Genomic DNA, 16,506 nt, shown 5'->3' on the forward strand with positions numbered 1-16,506 from the left:
TAAAGTACTTTGAATGTAATCTGGTGAAAACGCACAGATCCGGACGAAATAGGGTGGAACAGATGGCGGATGAAACGGAACAGGGCAGTCGTTACCGTCAAATCGCAGAGCAGATAAAACAAGCCATTCACAGCGGCTCGCTGCCGCCCGACAGCCGTTTACCGTCGGTGCGCACGCTGGCGACGCAGTACAGCGTCAGCATGACCACCGCGCTGAAAACATTACGCACGCTTGAGGATGAGCACTACGCGGTGGCGCGTCCCAAGTCCGGTTTTTTTGTCGCCCCGCGGCCTGTTAATAAAACCTTTCCCACGCTCATCAACGAGCAAGCGCGCGAAGTGGCGCCGCTCGATGAGCAGACCGAGCTGCATCTGGCGATGCTCGGTTCAGACTGCCGCGTGCGGCTGGATCTGGCCAACGGCGACCTTTCACTCTATCCGGTGAAGAAGATTGGTTTGCTGATGCGCCAGATGGGTTACAGCAAACCGGCGCTGCTGGGGAATACCGTAAAAGGCACCGGCTACGCGCCGCTGAAAAATGAAATTGCACGCCGCGCGGTGGATTATGGCTGCAATATCAATGCGGATGACATCCTGATCACCAACGGCTGCATCGAAGCGATTTCGCTGGCGCTACGCGCCACCACGCGGCCCGGCGATATCGTCGCGGTGGAATCGCCGTGCTATTTCGTGTTGCTGCAGATGCTGCATAACCTCAATCTGCGGGTGATTGAGGTGGAAGCCGGGCCGGAAGGTTATGTCAATGTGGAAAAACTCACTTCACTGTTCCAGCGCAAAGCGGTGCAGGCGTATCTCACCATCAACAACATCAATAATCCGCTCGGCAAAAGCATTCCCAACGAGCAGAAAGCCTATATCGCGCGTCAGGCCGACGAGAACGATGTGGTGATCATTGAGGATGATATCTTCGGTGATACCGCGTTTGGCGAGCGCCGTCCGTTCCCGATGCGTGCCTTCAGCCCGAACGCTATTTTGTGCAGCGGCTTCTCGAAAACGGTTGCGCCGGGCATTCGCATTGGCTGGGTGCACAGCAGCAACTACATGCGCAAAATCGCCTCGCTGAAATACACCACCAGCATGGGCACGTCGGTGTTGTCTCAAGCAGCGATTGCCGAACTGCTGCGCAGCGGCGGCTATGATGCGCATCTGCGTAAGCTACGGCGCGAGTTGAAGAATCAAATCCAGCATATGCGTCAGGCGGTGCTGCGCTACTTCCCGCCGGGCACGCGGGTGTCTGATCCTGAAGGCGGCTATGTGTTATGGGTGGAAATGCCGATCGGTGCGCTGAATGTGCGCGCGCTGTTTCTCAAGGCGCGCAACGCGGGTATCGGTATCGCGCCGGGCCACATTTTCGCTACCGATCACCGCTACGATCACTGTTTTCGACTCAATGCCGGTTTTGGCTGGAATGCCGAAGTGGAGCAGGCGATTCAGCAGCTGGCGCAGTGGTGCCAGCTATCTATAACGCAGGGATAGCGCAATAGATTGCGCCGCTACGGAATGTGCACACAATCGTAGCGGCGCGATTGAGATGTTTAATCCCTAAACGCGGCTTCCAGCTCTTCCGCCAATATCTGCACCGCGCGCTCAATCTTCTCTGCATCCGGCACATAGTTCATGCGCATGCATTGATGGGTGTGTGGCCATTCATGTTCCAGCCCGGGGAAGAAGAAGTGGCCGGGCACCATCAGCACGCCGCGCGCTTTCAGGCGCTGATACAGCGCTTCGGTGCTGATCGGCAGATCGCGGAACCACAGCCAGAGGAAAATCGCGCCTTCGGGTTTATGAATCAGGCAGCGATCTTCCGGCAAATAGCGGCGCAGAATCGCAATCGTCTCGCTGACTTTGGCCTGATAGAACGGCTTAATCACCTCTTGCGACAGCCGCAGCAAATCCCCGCGTACGATCATCTCATTAGCAATCGCTGGGCCGATGCTGCCCGGCGCCAGGCTAATAATGCCGTTCATGTTGCCAATGGCGGTGATAGTGCTCTCATCGGCGACGATAATGCCGCAACGTGCGCCGGGGAGGCCAAGTTTCGACAGGCTCATGCACAGAATGGTATTGGGGTTCCACAGCGGGCGCGCTTCGCTAAAGATGATACCGGGGAACGGCACGCCGTACGCGTTATCAATCAGCAGCGGTACGCCGTGCTGCTGCGCCAGCGCATCCAGCTGCAGCAGTTCATCATCGGTGATCACGTTGCCGGTTGGGTTGGTCGGGCGCGAAACGCAGATCAGGCCGACATCGTCATTCAGCGGCAAATGGTCGAAATCAACGTGATATTTGAACTGGCCTTCCGGCAGCAGCTCAATGTTTGGCTTGGCGGAGACAAACAGATCCTCTTCCAGGCCGGCATCGGCGTAGCCGAGATATTCCGGTGCCAGCGGGAACAGCACGCGCTTTTTGCTGCCGTCGGCGCGACGTCCGGCGAACAAGTTGAAGAGATAGAAGAAGGCGCTCTGGCTGCCGTTGGTCAGCGCGATGTTTTGCGCGGTTAATGGCCAGCCAAGTTCCTCACGCAGCATCTTCGCCAGCGCATCCAGCAGCAGCGCTTTGCCGCGCGGACCATCGTAGTTGCACAGCGCTTCGCTCAGCTTGCCGTCCTGATGCATCTGCATCAGCAACTGGTTGAAATAGTCATTCATCGCCGGGATCTGCGCCGGATTACCGCCACCAAGCATGATGGTGCCGGGCGTGCGCAGGCCTTCACCCATGTCTTCCATCAGACGTGAGATGCCGGAGTGTTGAGTAAATTTGTCGCCGAACTGAGAAAAGGACATAGGAAGTTAAAACGTTGTGAAATCGAATGGGGAACCACCATAGCGCCCGCCGCTGGCAGGCGCAATGGGTAAACGGCAAGCTTAGCCTTGGATCTGCGGGTTAACACAGTTTTTCTCGACTTTGCCGCTCAGGGCGGCGATCAGGTTATCTACCGCGTCGCGCGCCATGCCGTAACGGGTTTCATGGGTGGCGGAACCGATGTGCGGCAGCGCGACCACGTTCGGCAGCGTCAAAATTTCGGCATCGGCAGGCACCGGCTCAACTTCGAACACATCCAGACCGGCGGCGTGGATAGTGCCGTCTTTCAGCGCCGCCGTCAGCGCCTGCTCATCCACCACCGGGCCGCGACCGGCGTTGATCAGAATTGCGCTTGGCTTCATCAACTTGAGCTGCGCCGCGCCAATCATATGGTGCGTCTGTTCGGTCAGCGGCAGGCTGATGCAGACAAAATCACTCTCTTTCAGCAAGGTTTCCAGATCGCAGGCACGCGCACCAAAGCGGGTTTCCGCCTCTTCATGCTGACGACGCGCGTTGTAGAGAATGTTCATGCCGAAGCCAAAGTGCGCACGCTGCGCCAGCGCCAGGCCGATGCGGCCCATGCCGAGAATGCCGAGGGTTTTGTGGTGCACATCAATGCCGAAATGATCCGGTCCGATGCTCTTTTTCCACTCGCCGGCTTTCACCCACTTATCCAGCTCGGTCACGCGCCGCGCGGTGCTCAGAACCAGCGCCATCATGGTATCGGCGACGGTTTCGGTCAGCACGGTTGGTGTGTGCATCAGCAGCACTTTGCGTTGATTCAGCGCATCAACGTTGAAATTATCGTAACCCACCGACACGGTGGAGCAGGCGCGCAGCGCGGGCATTTTAGCCAGCAACTCGCCATCCACTTTGCCGCCAGAGCCGAGCAAACCTTGCGCCTGTTCGAACTGTGCCGCGTGTTTTTCGATAGTTTCCGGGGAAATGTCGTGCACTTCAGTGACGGTGAAATGGGCATCCAGTTTGGTGCGCAGGTCATCTGGCAGGCTCTTATAAAGAATCACAGCAGGTTTCATCTTTTGCTCCCTTTAAAATGTAGGGGAGGCTTTAAGGCCTCCCGAATCGATTACGCGTGCTTCGCCCCGTGAACGGGCGGCGGCGTTTTGTTCTGGGCTGGTTTGACGATCAACGTCAGCCAGACCGAAGCCAGCAGCGCAGCACCCATGAAAATGTAGGAGGCGGCAGGCGAACCGGTCGCGCCATTAAGATAGCCTACAATCCACGATCCGACGAAGGAACCCAGTGCGCCCATGCTGTTGATTAATGCCATCGCACCACCGGCGACGTTGCGCGGCAACATCTCCGGAATGATGGCGAAGAACGGACCATAAGGCGCATACATCGCCCCACCGGCAATCACCAGCAGCGTATACGACAGCCAGAAGTTGCTGGAGCCCACCAGGTACGAACCGAGGAACGCCAGCGCGCCAATCAGCAGCAGCGGCCAGACAAACAGTTTACGATTCTGGGTTTTATCTGACGCCCACGACACCACGATCATCGCAATGGTCGCCACCAGATACGGCACCGCAGACAGCCAACCGGCTTCCACCATGCCCATCTGCGAACCGTTACGCAGAATGGACGGCAGCCACAGCACGAAACCGTACACGCCGATGCTCCAGGCAAAATATTGCAGGCACAGCAGGATCACGTTGCGATTACGGAACGCTTCACCGTAGTTACGTACCGCTTTAATCCCTTCCTGCTCTTTTTGCAGCTGCGCCTGCAGCGCGGCTTTCTCGCTTTCGCTCATCCATTTGGCCTGGGCAGGTTTGTCCTGCACCAGGAACCACCAGGCCACCGCCCAGATCACTGCCGGGATGCCTTCAATGATAAACATCTCGCGCCAGCCAAAGGACTCAATCAGATAGCCGGAAACCACCGACATCCACAGCACCGTCACCGGATTACCGAGGATCAGGAAGGTATTGGCGCGCGAACGTTCGGATTTGGTAAACCAGTTGCTGATATAGATCAGCATCGCCGGCATTACCGCCGCTTCCACCACGCCGAGCACAAAGCGGATCGCCGCCAGCATCGGAATGTTGCTGACCACGCCAGTCAGCGAGGCGCAGCCGCCCCATAAAATCAGGCACCAGAAAATCAGCTTCTTCACGCTGCGACGTTCGGCGTACAGCGCGCCGGGGATCTGGAAGAAGAAGTAGCCGAGGAAGAACAGGGCGCCCAGCAGCGATGACATGCCTTTGGTGATGCCGAGATCGTCATTTATCCCTGCGGCAGAGGCGAAGCTGAAGTTCGCCCGGTCCAGATACGCCAGACTGTAGGTGATAAACACGATGGGCATGATAAACCACCAGCGTTTTGGCGCGATTGTCTGCGATTTCATGGGTGACTCCTCTGGTTGAGGTGGACGCATTCAGTGGATGCGCCTCGCGATATTGTTGTAGTGGGTACAGCTATTGGGTTTCGTACGGACCCGTAGCGGCGCAATTTATTGCGCTTCTGGCAGCGAAGCCGCTGCGAAAAGCGCGCGATGCATCGCGCCGCTACGGGATTGTGCTGTTATCAGTAATCGCCCAATGCCGCGCGCGTCGGCAGGCCTTCACTGTCGCCAGCGACCTGAATCGCCAGCGAACCGATCTTATTACCGCGCAGAATCGCCTGCGGCAGGGATTTGCCCTCCAGCAAAGCGCTGATCAGCCCAACCGCAAAGCCGTCGCCGGCACCCACGGTATCGACCACATTCTCGACGCGAATCGGTGCGACCTGGCCTTGCTGGCCGTCGGCGGTTTTGTACCAGGCGCCGTCGCCACCGGTTTTGATCACCACCGCTTTCACCCCTTTATCGAGGTAGAAATCGGCGATGGCTTCCGGCTGGCGGTAGCCGGTGAGAATCAAACCCTCTTTCTCGCCCGGTAGCACCCAATCGGCGTATTCCGCCAGATGATTGAGTTGCTTACGCATCTCCTCTTCGCTGCGCCATAACACCGGACGCAAATTGGGATCGAAGGAGATGGTTTTGCCCCGCGCGCGCATCTCTTTTGCCGCGTGTTGCGCCAGGGCAAGCGAGCTGTCAGAGATTGCCGCCGCCACGCCGCTTAAATGCAGATGGCGCGCGCTGCCAAAGTAGTCGTCGTTGAAATCGTCGGGCGACAGATGGCTGGCGGCGGAGCCTTTGCGGAAATATTCGACTTCCGGATCGGAGCCGTCATCGACGCGGGATTTGAGCTGGAAGCCAGTGCGATAGCGCGCGTCCGTGGTAACGCAGCGGTGATCGACGCCCTCTTTTTCCAGCTGTTGCAGCGTGAAGCGACCAAAGCTGTCGTCGCCGACGCGGCTCACCCAACCGACCTGCAAACCGAGGCGCGCCAGGCCAATCGCCACGTTGAGTTCGGCCCCAGCAATGCGTTTGACGAAGCCTTCTGCTGCGGCGAGATCGCCGGTTTGCTGGGCGATAAACATCGCCATCGCTTCACCAATCGTCACCACATCCAGCGTTTTTTGCGTCATCATCGGCTCCTTACGCTGCACGCAGCAGGTCAACGTAATGGCGAGTGACCGCCAGCAAATCCGCGCCTTCCAGCGGGAATTCGATGCCGCGCGGTGCGTCGGTTGGCAGCGCGTTCAGCAGCGTGCGCCAGCTATCGTCGGCCTGATCCAGCGCGATCGCGCGGAAAGTAGCGCCGTGTGGCACCGCCGCTTTAACGTGGATGTAGCTAACGTAGCGACTGAGTTGCGCGGCGGCCTGCAAACCGTCTTCGCCGGTCCACTGCCAGTTGCCCATATCGAAGGTCATATCCAGCGGCAATGCGGCATCGCAAGCCTGATGGAAGAAGCGCAGCATCGGCGCCAGTTTGCTGTCTGGCGTTTGATCGTTCTCAACCACCAGCGTCACCGTTGATGCTTTAAGTACATCGAGCAGCGCGCGCACATCAAGTTCAACGAAATGGCCAAGCGCCACTTTCAGGCGCTGAGCGCCGATTTGTTCGGCTTCCTGCAGGAACTGCGCCAGACGGGGATTCAGCGCACCATCATCTAGCCACAACGCTTCCGGCACGGAATAACTGGCGCTCAGCTGATGCTGGGAAATCGCATTGCCCAGCGCATGCAGCAGGCAGAGTTCATTTTCGTTGAACAGCTCGCGACGAATTTCGACGCCATCTGCGCCGGCCTGTTTGATCAGCGGCAACAGCGCGGCCTGGCCACCCAATTCCGCTACTTTCTGCGCGCCGTATGCGGCAGTTACAACAATAATTTCTGGTTTCATCACGTTTCTCCGGGCATGACCACATCCCATTCGTTATAAAAAACCTAAATGGAACCGGTTCCAAAGGAAAGGCGCAGACCGTGAAATTATGATCATGCTCACGAAGTGAGCCATAAAAGGCCGGCTTAGCGCAGCGGCTGGCTGGAGCCGCGTACGATCAGTTCGCCGGAGAAGAGCTGTTCGCTGACCGGTTGCTCGCTGCCCTCAATGCGCGCGATAACCTGCTCCAGCGCGGCGTAACCAATCTGCCAGGTGGGTTGCTTTAAGGTGGTGATGCCGACACCCGCCAGCGCCGCCCATTCCAGTTCGTCAAAGCCCAGCAGGCCAATCGCTTCGCCCCAGCGCAGCGCAAGGCGCTGCAGCGCGCGCGCCACTTGCAAGGTCAGCGCGCCGTTGGCGGCGATCACCGCACAGCGTTTGTCGGGATGCCGCTGGTGGAATTCCCGCAGCTGTTTTTCCAGCGCGTCGGGCTGATGCAGCGCCACTTCGGCATTCTCTGCCGCAATCTCTGGCGCGTTTTTTACCGTGTCGTAGAAGGCGCGCAGACGTTCACGGCGCGTATTGACGCTGCCGAGCGGCTCGCTAAGGAAGAGCAGGGCTTGATAGCCGTTATCCAGCAAATGTTGGGTCGCAACCGTGGAGGCTTCAACGTTGTTGAGCCCCACCATATCGCAGGCGAAATCGGGGATTTTCCGGTCAATCAATACCATCGGCAGCATCGACTGTTGCAGGCGATTGAGCACTTCTTCATGCATGCCCACGGCATTAACCACAATGCCTTCCACCTGATAGCTGCTGAGCAGTTGCAGGTAATGCTGTTCGAGATCGACTTCATTGTTGGTGTTACACATCAGCAGGGTAAAGCCCTGCGCACGACACGCCGCTTCGATGCCGCTCAGCACGTCAACCGAGTAAGGATTGGTGATGTCGGCAATGATCAGGCCAATCAAACGCGTGCGGCCGCGTTTCAGTCCGCGCGCCATCTGGCTGGGACGATAGTTGAGTTCGGCGATGGCCTGTTCGATACGGGCTTTGAGATCGGGCGAGAGCAGATTCACTTCGCCATTCAGATAGCGGGAAACGCTGGTTTTACCGGTTTTTGCCGTACGGGCAACGTCACTGATTGTGGCTCGTGGCGGCCTGGTTTTCATTGCTTACACCTGCTGAAAAGAAACAGGCGAAGACTAACACAGCTCGCGCCAGGCGCAATCATTGCGCGTCAGAAGTGAGTCGCAGCACCGGCTGCCAGAGCGTTTGCAGATCGCCTGGCGGCACATCATCGAGCAGTTGCAGCACCATTTCGGCGATGCGCTCGCCAATGTGCTGCTGCGATGATTGCAGAATGGTGTTCACCGGCTGATCGACAATCGAATCGGGCGGCAATCCATCATACACATACAGCGGAATCGCCTGCGCGCCCTTCAGGCGGGCCGCCTGCTGCAGCGCAATCGCGGCACCTTCACCCAGCGTGCTGCAATCGGTGATGATCGCCTGCGGCGCGTCGCCTTGCGCCAGCCAGGCATTGGTTTGCTGATAGCCGGAGCGGCGTGTGGCGGGTAGTGCGGCCATCAGGGATTGATCGACCGGCGCCTGATGCCGAATCAGCGCATCAATAAATCCCTGGCGGCGATCGAGGATGTACGTTGCCGTTTCGTTACTGCCGAGATAGGCCAGACGCGGCCACCCTTGTTGCAGGCAGTGTTCTGCCGCCAGAAAGGTACCGGCGTGATTATCGTAATCAATCCATGCGTATGGCAGCGGCAGCTCGCTGCGGCCGAGCGTCAGGAAGCGGAAACCCTTCTGCTGCAAGCGTTGCAGTCGCGCATCCTGCGGCAGGGTGTGGGTTAAAATCAGCGCATCGATGGCGCCGCTGCGCAGCATGCGGATCAGCTTACGCTGTTGCCCTTGCGGTTTGTCAGGCAGCAACAGCAAATCAATATCGTGCTGGGCGAGGCGTTGATCCAGCATCAGCAGCATTTGGCTGTAATAGCTGTCATTGAGCGAGGCGTGGCTGATGGGAAAGAGTAGACCGACCGCATTGGCGCGCCCGGTTTTCAGGCGGCGGGCAGCGTCGTTGGGGCGATAGCCGCGCGCATTCGCTTCGTCTTCAATGCGTTTACGCGTGACGGCCGCTACATCGTCATAGCCATTTAGCGCCCGGCTCACGGTAGTAACAGAGAGGCCAAGGGTAGCGGCGATGGCTTTGAGTGACATGATAGCGTCCCACTGATCAATTTTTGATCACGCTAGCATAAAGGAAAAGGCGGCTCTATCGGTTACGAATTTTTTAGCTTTTTCTAACAAAGATGGCGTCAAAAGAGGCGGAAAAATGTGACAAAAGCCGATCTGTTCGTGCAGATCGGCTCTTTACTTTTAGCCCAGTGGGCTGAGGGTGATCTCAACGCGACGGTTCTGTGCTTTACCGTCTTCGGTGCTGTTGCTGGCAACCGGATTATCCGGGCCTAAACCCTGGGTGCGCAGACGGTTTTGTGCCACGCCTTGCAGAATCAGACCGCTGGCCACGCTGTCGGCGCGCTGCTGTGACAGGCGCATATTCAGCGCGCGCGTGCCGGTACTGTCGGTATAGCCCACCACATTCACGGCGGTTTTTGGATACTCTTTCAGCACCATCGCCACGCCGGTCAGGGTGTTGGCGCCCGCCGGTTTCAGGTTGCTGCTGTTGGAATCAAAGGTGACGTTATTTGGCATGTTGAGCACGATGTTGTCGCCCTGACGCGTCACGCTGACGCCGGTGCCGCGCATTTTGTCGCGCAGTTTCGCTTCCTGCACATCCATATAATAGCCCGCGCCGCCGCCCAGTGCGGCACCGGACGCCGCGCCAATCAACGCACCTTTACCGCGATCTTTCTTCGACGACGACAGCACGCCCACGCCCGCACCCAGCACCGCGCCCAAACCGGCACCGATACCCGATTTGCCCGCCTGCGATTCGCCGGTATAGGGATTGGTGGTACAACCCGACAGCGCGAGGCTGCCGCTCAGTAACAAGGTCAGCGCCAAAATACGCTTATTCATGAAAAATCCCTCACAGATTTAAACGGGGAAAAGCCCCAAAACGGCACTATTATGCCGTTCAATTATGGGGAAATGCGTGAGGGTCAGTCTTAATTTGTAAACTTTTGCTTTAAAGATTATCAGGATGGCAAAAACAGCTGGTTTGATGATCGTTAATTAAGCCGCAGGCCTGTAAAAATGAGTGGCAAGTTGTGGGCCCGACGAATTTAAAACCACGCTTCTTAAGTGCTTTCGACAGCGCAATGGCGGGCTCGGAGGTCGTTGGCGCGTCTTTGTAATTCGCGTAACGGTGCAAAATCGGCGTATGGTCGACAAAAGACCAGATAAAGCGTGAAAACTCCTCTCCGGTAGCTTCCAGCGCCAGCAAGGCACGCGCATTGTTGATGATCGCTTCCAGCTTGCCGCGATGGCGAATCAGTCCCGCATTTTGCATCAACCGTGCCATGTCGCTTTCATCCATCAACGCCACGGCATCGGGATCAAATTCATGGAATGCGCGGCGGTAGTTTTCGCGTTTTTTCAGTACCGTAATCCATGAAAGTCCAGCCTGTTGGCCTTCAAGACAGACCATTTCAAATAAGACTCGCTTATCGGTTTGCGGCACGCCCCACTCTTTATCGTGGTACGCCAAATACAGCGGATCCTCAGTTACCCAGCCACAACGTTGCATTGCATCACTCCCTTAGCCTATGAAATAGCGATAGTTCCCTTGACGAATGGCAAAAGCGATTAATAGTTATACAAGGGGCGCCGATATAGATCTTATAAAACCTAAACGCCCATCTCTTCCCGGCTCGTCAGGAGTCCTTCATGTTGCAGAAAAGTCAGCGGACAGGCCAGCATATAATCGCGCTGGCTTTTGGCAGTGTATGGCTATTTTTTCTGGCCGGGAATACCTATGCCTTTGATCAACCGAGCCAGAATAGCGCACCCGATTACAACGCCATACTTGCTGAAAAAATTTCCAGTAATCACCTGATGTTGACAGAAAATCCCGATGCCAACCTGTTTGACGCCGCGCTTAACTCGCCGAATGACTACGCGCTGGTGATACACAGTGAAACCGCCAGCGTCGGCGCTACGCCTTTTGTTAATCGCTACTCTGCCGGCTGGTCGATGCCGATGAGTAAAGCGGTGAGCACCGGGCCGGTGGCGCAGTTTGCGGTAGATGATTCGACCTTGAGCTGTCCGAAGTGCGCAGGAGTGGATAGCAACAACGCCGAGCACATTGCCTCCGTTGGCTGGCGCGTGGATTCCAGCCTTAGTGGGATATCGCCGTGGGCGCAGGTAAGTTACAGCCATCTGGTAAATGAAGAGTTGCCATCGCCCACCCGCGAACGAGCCGAGGATATCAACGGACGGGAAAGCAATTGGGTGGATGTCAGCGTCGGCGCAAATATGCCGCTGGGGCAAAATATGGCGGCCTTTGCTTCTTTTGCGCAAACTGGCGCAGTGACCAGCGGCGAGCAGTTTATTTATAGCCTGGGCGTCAGCGCCAGCTTCTAATCGGCATAAAAAGAGAAGTGACAAAACGTGAGGTCCATATACTAAGCGCGCTAATCATAACTTTGGTCACAATATGCGCAACAATATTATTCTTATTAGCCGTGAAGTTACGGCCTTTCTCATCAGTGGATTGGTACTCGTTTTCTGTATGGCGATGGTCTACATCGACGTCAACTGGATGAACGATGCCCTGCACGAAACCTCCTTCACCGAAATCACCCAGGAGCTGATGCTCTTGCTCATCGCCACCTTCTATTTCCTCTCGGCCTGGCAGCGGCCATCACAACGCAGCGTGCTGATCCTGGTCGGCGGTTTTTACAGCTGCATGCTGATTCGTGAGATGGACTTCCTGTTCGATTTCATCAGGCACGGCGCATGGCTGTGGTTTGCGCTGGCGACGACGGCGGCCTGTCTGGCGATGGCCTTCCGCCAGCCGCGCCAAATCCTGCCCGGGCTGGCGTCGCTGGTTCAGCATCGCAGCTGGCAGATGATGGCCGCAGGTTTACTGGCTATTTTGGTGTTTTCGCGCCTGTTTGGCATGCATCAGCTGTGGGAACATCTGATGCTCGATGGTTATAACCGCGTGGTAAAAAACATGGCGGAAGAGGGCAGCGAGATGTTTGGCTACAGCCTGTGCCTGATCGCATCGGCTCGCTATCTTTGGCAAACCCGGCCGCAGCCTGTCGCGGTTCGGGTGCCGCACGCGTCACGCCATGTGGATCGCGCCGAACCGCTGACGATGCCACGCTAATCGCTGCGACCTTTTTGACGATCACTTGTCCTAAAACAGGTACACTTACCGCATAACGCCGGGCTGAATTTGCCGCCCGGCGCACCATGCTGGTTAACGTCAGGTTTCTTCATGTCAGTCAAAATCTTATCTTCAACGTTGGTGGGGCTGGATGGCTTCTGCCATGACCCGCTCGCCGTGCTGCAGCAGGCCGATAACGGCACGCTGGCGGTGCTGCATAACAATACGCCGGCGTTTTATGCGCTCACGCCGCAGCGTCTGGCGCAGCTGCTGGCGCTGGAAGCCGCCGCGCAGCAGCCCAATGATGTCACGCTGGATGAGAGTCTGTTTCAGACCGAAAGCGCGCCCATCGCCACGCCGGTGGGCAAGTTCGCAATGTATGAAGGCTGGCAGCCCGATAGCGATTTTCAGCGTCAGGCCGCCATCTGGGGCGTGGCGTTGAGTGAACCGGTTACCGCCGCCGAGCTGGCCACGTTTGTGGCGTACTGGCAGGCGGAAGGCCGTTTGTTCCATCATGTGCAGTGGCAGCAGAAGTTAGCGCGCAGCGTGCAGATGAATCGCGCCGCCAATGGCGGACAGCCAAAGCGCGATCTCACGCAAATCAGCAATACTGATTACGATATTCCCGATGGATTCCGAGGTGAGTAATGAAAACGCCGAACGATCTTTTTAGTCGCCTGAAAAAGATGATGCCGTCCGAAGTGCAGCCGAAATTCAAAAGCGGCGCGGAGCTGCTGGCCTGGAACCAGGAGCAGGGCCGCTTGCGCTCGGAAGCGATTGTGCGAGAAAACCGCGCGATGAAAATGCAGCGCATCATGGGGCGCTCGGGCATCCGCGAGCTGCACATGAACTGCTCGTTCGACAACTATCGCGTGGAAAATGATGGGCAGCGCAAAGCGCTGGCCATGGCGCGCGAATACGCCGCCGGATTTGAAAACAGCATCTCCAGTTTTGTTTTTTCCGGTCGTCCCGGCACCGGTAAAAACCACCTTGCCGCAGCGATTGGTAACGATCTGATTATTCGCGGTAAAAGCGTGCTGATTGTGACCGTGGCCGACTTGATGTCGAGCATGAAGGGCACTTTCAGCGGCGGCAGCGATTTAACTGAAGAGCGCCTGCTGCACGATCTCAGCCATGTGGATCTGCTGGTGATCGATGAGATCGGCATGCAGAGTGAATCGCGCTATGAAAAAGTGATCATCAATCAGATTGTTGATCGCCGCTCATCGTCGAAACGCCCAACGGGCATGTTATCGAACCTCGATCCCGCCGGCATGAATTCGCTGCTGGGTGAACGCGTGATGGACCGTATGCGCCTCGGCAACAGCTTGTGGGTGCGCTTTGACTGGGAAAGTTATCGCAGCCGTGTGCGCGGTGATGAGTATTGAGGAGTGCTATGAAAGCAGCCAGTAAAGGTCCAGCACTACTTCGCCTGAACAACCTGAAGCGGGTGATGATGCAACTGCGCACCACCCGCATCACCTCCCGCCAGGATCTGGCATTAGCGCTCGAGCTGAGCAAAAACACCGTTTCACTGATTGTCGATGATTTGCTGGAAGCCGGGCTGATCAATGAGCTCGGCCCGGTTAGCGTGGCGTCAGCGGGCCGGCCGAAAATCGAAATCTCGCTGCGCGCCGAAAAGCTGAAAAGCGCGGGCATCATGGTGGAGCGCCAGGCGATTCACTGGCGCGTGTGCGACTATTTCTCGCAGGTGATTGCCGAGCAAACCTGGCGCACCGAAACCAGCGATCCTGAGCAGTTGCTGCATGAGCTGGTGGAAGTGTGCCAGACCTTGCACGCGGCGCATCCCGAGCTGCTCGGCGTGGCGATTGGTTTCCCTGGCATCATCGATCCGCATCGCGGCTGGGTGCATTTTTCCGCGCATCTGGGCTGGCAGGATGTGGATGTGATGACCATTCTCAGCCACGAGATGCCGCTGCCGCTGCGCATCATGAATAACGTCAAAGCGGCGGCGCTGCTTTCGGTGCAGCAACTCGAACTGAATAAGTCGCAAAGCCATTTCTATCTGCGAATTTCTGAAGGATTAGGTGGCGCGCTGGTGGAACACGGCGAGGTGTTTACCGGCAGCAGCTGGACGGCGGGCGAGATCGGCCATCTTACCGTGCAACCCAACGGCGAACGCTGTAGCTGCGGTCGCTTAGGTTGTCTGGAAACGCTGGTGAGCAAACCGGCCATTCAGCAGCAGCTGGCAAAACGCAAACCGGGCCTGCGCTGGCAGAATGGCGAGAGCGAACCGGAAATCCTGAAAGAGGTGATGACGCAGGCGGGCACCCACTTGGGCAACGCGTTGAGTCAGGTGATGCAGCTGGTGAATCCGGCCAGCATCATTATTGATGGGCCGTGGAATGCGCAGCCAGCGTTTGTGCAGGCGGTGCAGCAGGCGGCGCAGGCCGGTGCGCTGGCCTTTACCTTCGCCCATACCGCGCTGCATTTCCTGCCGCTGCGTATCGATCCGGCCAACGGCTTAGCGCTGGCGGTGATTGAGCAGTACGAACGCCTGAGTTAACAAGGGCGCCATAAAGGGCGCCCTGCAGATCCCTATCCTTACCGATTAATGCCGTGGAATATCAAATGATTCGCTCGCCTTCACGGTGGACGTCGTCTCCGGCAACTCTGCTTCGACGTTAAATTTACGCAGCACCAGCGCATGAATCTTCTCAAGCGACACGCCGGCCGTTTCTGGCAGATAGCGGAAGGTGAAGAAGTACATACCCAGCGAGAAGATTGCGAACAGCAACAGCGGGAAGCCACCGTGGAACATATCCAGCAGCATCGGGCTGCTGTTCATGATCGGGAAGGTGCTGCTGATAACAAAGTTAGCCATCGACATCGCGCAGATGGAAATCCCCACGCAAATCGAACGAATCTCGGTTGGGAACACTTCGCCCAGTACCGTCCAGACGATCTGCCCCCACGTCATACCGAAGAAAATCATGTAAGCGAACAGGCCAATAACCGCCAGCATACCCGGCAAGTGGTAATAGAAGGCGATGAAGGAGTAGGTCAGGCACACGCAAGAGGTGATTGCGCCCAGCAGCAGCAGCTTACGACGACCGACTTTATCGATCAGCATCATCCCCGCCAGCACGCCAATAAACTGACAAATCGACAGCCAGAAGGTTTGCAGCAGCGCTGAGTCAGTGCTGCCCGCGACGTTTTTCAGCAAGGTTGGCCCAAAGTACTGAATGACGTTGATACCGCTGATCTGGTTACCCACCGCCAAACCGATGCCGACAATCAGCAATGGAATGGTGGTTTTATCCAGACGCAGACGCGATTTGTGCTGCTGCGCGGTTTTATCAGAAAACGAATGTTTGATTTCGTTGAACACGCTCTCGGCATGTTCGCGGTTAGAGATTTTGGTCAGCGTATCCAGCGCTTCATCGTACTTGCCTTTCAGCACGTTCCAGCGCGGTGATTCCGGGATAAAGGCGATGAACAAAATAAACAGCGCGCACGGCACCAGCGCGGTGGCGAGGATGTAGCGCCAGCCCATGTTGATCATCACATCCGGCAAGGTGGATTTGGTGATGAAGTAGTTGGTCAGCAACACTACCGATTGTCCGCCGACGCAGCACACCGCATAGAGCGCGGTGGTACGGCCACGAAACTTCGAAGGCGACAGCTCGGCCAGATAGATAGGCGAAATTACCGACGCCAGGCCAATCGCTAATCCGCCAATCATGCGGAAGATGACGAACACGGTGAAGTTATGCGCCAGCGCCGTGCCGATTACCGAAACGGTAAACAGCAGGGCGGTGATGGCGAGGGATTTTTTACGTCCCAGCTTGTCACTGAGGCGCGGTGCCATAAAGCAGCCGATCAAACTGCCGAGCAGGATATTGGAAACGGCCCAGCCGGTTTCAGCGGGCGTTAACTGGAAATATTCACTTAAGGGTTCGATTGCACCGGAGATAATGGAAGAGTCATATCCCATCAGCAGACCGCCGAATGCCGCGACAGTACAGCAGAGAATGACATACTTCATGTTGTAGCGTTTTTGCCTGGTATCCATTGTTATAGCCCCTTGTCTCTACGGCCTGAACGTTACTTGTCCAGAAAGAGGGTGGTGTAGGTTTCGATGTTCAACTTTTATTCACGCGAGGTCTTCGTGTTGG

16 protein-coding genes are annotated in these 16,506 nt (G+C 56.9%); 6 read left to right on the forward strand and 10 right to left on the reverse strand.

Annotation, left to right across the window (positions count from 1 at the left end; genetic code table 11):
- The first annotated feature begins 62 nt into the window (after positions 1–62).
- On the forward strand, positions 63–1,496 hold the full coding sequence (locus PO881_RS00100; RefSeq protein WP_280172270.1) for a PLP-dependent aminotransferase family protein: 1,434 nt from the start codon (positions 63–65) through the stop codon (positions 1,494–1,496).
- 59 nt (positions 1,497–1,555) lie between these two features.
- Here PO881_RS00100 and PO881_RS00105 read toward each other — a convergent pair whose 3' ends face one another.
- The 9 genes from PO881_RS00105 to PO881_RS00145 all read right to left on the reverse strand — a co-directional run bounded on the left by PO881_RS00105 (position 1,556) and on the right by PO881_RS00145 (position 10,780).
- Entirely contained in the window at positions 1,556–2,803 is a 1,248-nt protein-coding gene (locus PO881_RS00105; RefSeq protein WP_280172271.1) for a valine--pyruvate transaminase, read from the reverse strand.
- An 81-nt stretch (positions 2,804–2,884) separates the two neighbouring features.
- Entirely contained in the window at positions 2,885–3,859 is a 975-nt protein-coding gene (gene ghrB / locus PO881_RS00110; protein ID WP_110868252.1) for a glyoxylate/hydroxypyruvate reductase GhrB, read from the reverse strand.
- Positions 3,860–3,909: 50 nt separating this feature from the next.
- Positions 3,910–5,193 (reverse strand): MFS transporter, encoded by a 1,284-nt coding sequence (locus PO881_RS00115; RefSeq protein WP_101763879.1) that lies wholly within the window; start codon positions 5,191–5,193, stop codon positions 3,910–3,912.
- Between the two features lie 179 nt (positions 5,194–5,372).
- Positions 5,373–6,317, reverse strand: coding sequence for a sugar kinase (locus PO881_RS00120; protein ID WP_008105274.1), 945 nt, complete (start codon positions 6,315–6,317; stop codon positions 5,373–5,375).
- Positions 6,318–6,327: 10 nt separating this feature from the next.
- Positions 6,328–7,074, reverse strand: coding sequence for a sugar phosphate isomerase/epimerase (locus PO881_RS00125; protein WP_192414295.1), 747 nt, complete (start codon positions 7,072–7,074; stop codon positions 6,328–6,330).
- Between the two features lie 125 nt (positions 7,075–7,199).
- Positions 7,200–8,225, reverse strand: a complete 1,026-nt coding sequence (locus PO881_RS00130; RefSeq protein ID WP_137384837.1) for a LacI family DNA-binding transcriptional regulator — start codon at positions 8,223–8,225, stop codon at positions 7,200–7,202.
- Between the two features lie 58 nt (positions 8,226–8,283).
- A complete protein-coding gene (locus tag PO881_RS00135) occupies positions 8,284–9,288 on the reverse strand; it encodes a LacI family DNA-binding transcriptional regulator (protein WP_277974318.1) in 1,005 nt (334 codons plus the stop codon).
- Positions 9,289–9,447: 159 nt separating this feature from the next.
- Complete coding sequence (locus PO881_RS00140) at positions 9,448–10,110, reverse strand: OmpA family lipoprotein (RefSeq protein WP_101763875.1); 663 nt, start codon at positions 10,108–10,110, stop codon at positions 9,448–9,450.
- Between the two features lie 109 nt (positions 10,111–10,219).
- Positions 10,220–10,780 carry a DNA-3-methyladenine glycosylase I gene (locus PO881_RS00145; RefSeq protein ID WP_192414299.1) on the reverse strand — a complete coding sequence of 187 codons (561 nt, stop codon included), beginning with the start codon at positions 10,778–10,780 and terminating at the stop codon, positions 10,220–10,222.
- 140 nt (positions 10,781–10,920) lie between these two features.
- Here PO881_RS00145 and PO881_RS00150 point away from each other — a divergent pair, with 140 nt between their 5' ends.
- The 5 genes from PO881_RS00150 (at position 10,921) to PO881_RS00170 (ending at position 14,894) form a co-directional block, all read left to right on the forward strand.
- A complete protein-coding gene (locus PO881_RS00150; protein WP_280172272.1) occupies positions 10,921–11,616 on the forward strand; it encodes an autotransporter in 696 nt (231 codons plus the stop codon).
- Positions 11,617–11,689: 73 nt separating this feature from the next.
- Positions 11,690–12,367, forward strand: a complete 678-nt coding sequence (locus PO881_RS00155) for a hypothetical protein (protein WP_192236815.1) — start codon at positions 11,690–11,692, stop codon at positions 12,365–12,367.
- Positions 12,368–12,478: 111 nt separating this feature from the next.
- A complete protein-coding gene (gene dnaT, locus PO881_RS00160) occupies positions 12,479–13,015 on the forward strand; it encodes a primosomal protein DnaT (RefSeq protein ID WP_101763871.1) in 537 nt (178 codons plus the stop codon).
- The gene (gene dnaC / locus PO881_RS00165) at positions 13,015–13,755 is read left to right on the forward strand and encodes a DNA replication protein DnaC (RefSeq protein ID WP_110868257.1); all 741 of its coding nucleotides are present in this window, start codon (positions 13,015–13,017) and stop codon (positions 13,753–13,755) included. Before dnaT ends, dnaC begins: the two co-directional genes overlap by 1 nt.
- 8 nt (positions 13,756–13,763) lie before the next feature.
- Complete coding sequence (locus PO881_RS00170; RefSeq protein ID WP_192414303.1) at positions 13,764–14,894, forward strand: ROK family protein; 1,131 nt, start codon at positions 13,764–13,766, stop codon at positions 14,892–14,894.
- Positions 14,895–14,939: 45 nt separating this feature from the next.
- Here PO881_RS00170 and PO881_RS00175 read toward each other — a convergent pair whose 3' ends face one another.
- Positions 14,940–16,403 (reverse strand): sugar porter family MFS transporter, encoded by a 1,464-nt coding sequence (locus PO881_RS00175; protein ID WP_101763868.1) that lies wholly within the window; start codon positions 16,401–16,403, stop codon positions 14,940–14,942.
- Positions 16,404–16,506 lie beyond the last annotated feature (103 nt).

Source organism: Pantoea sp. SS70, assembly GCF_029866845.1.
Taxonomy (GTDB): domain Bacteria; phylum Pseudomonadota; class Gammaproteobacteria; order Enterobacterales; family Enterobacteriaceae; genus Pantoea; species Pantoea leporis.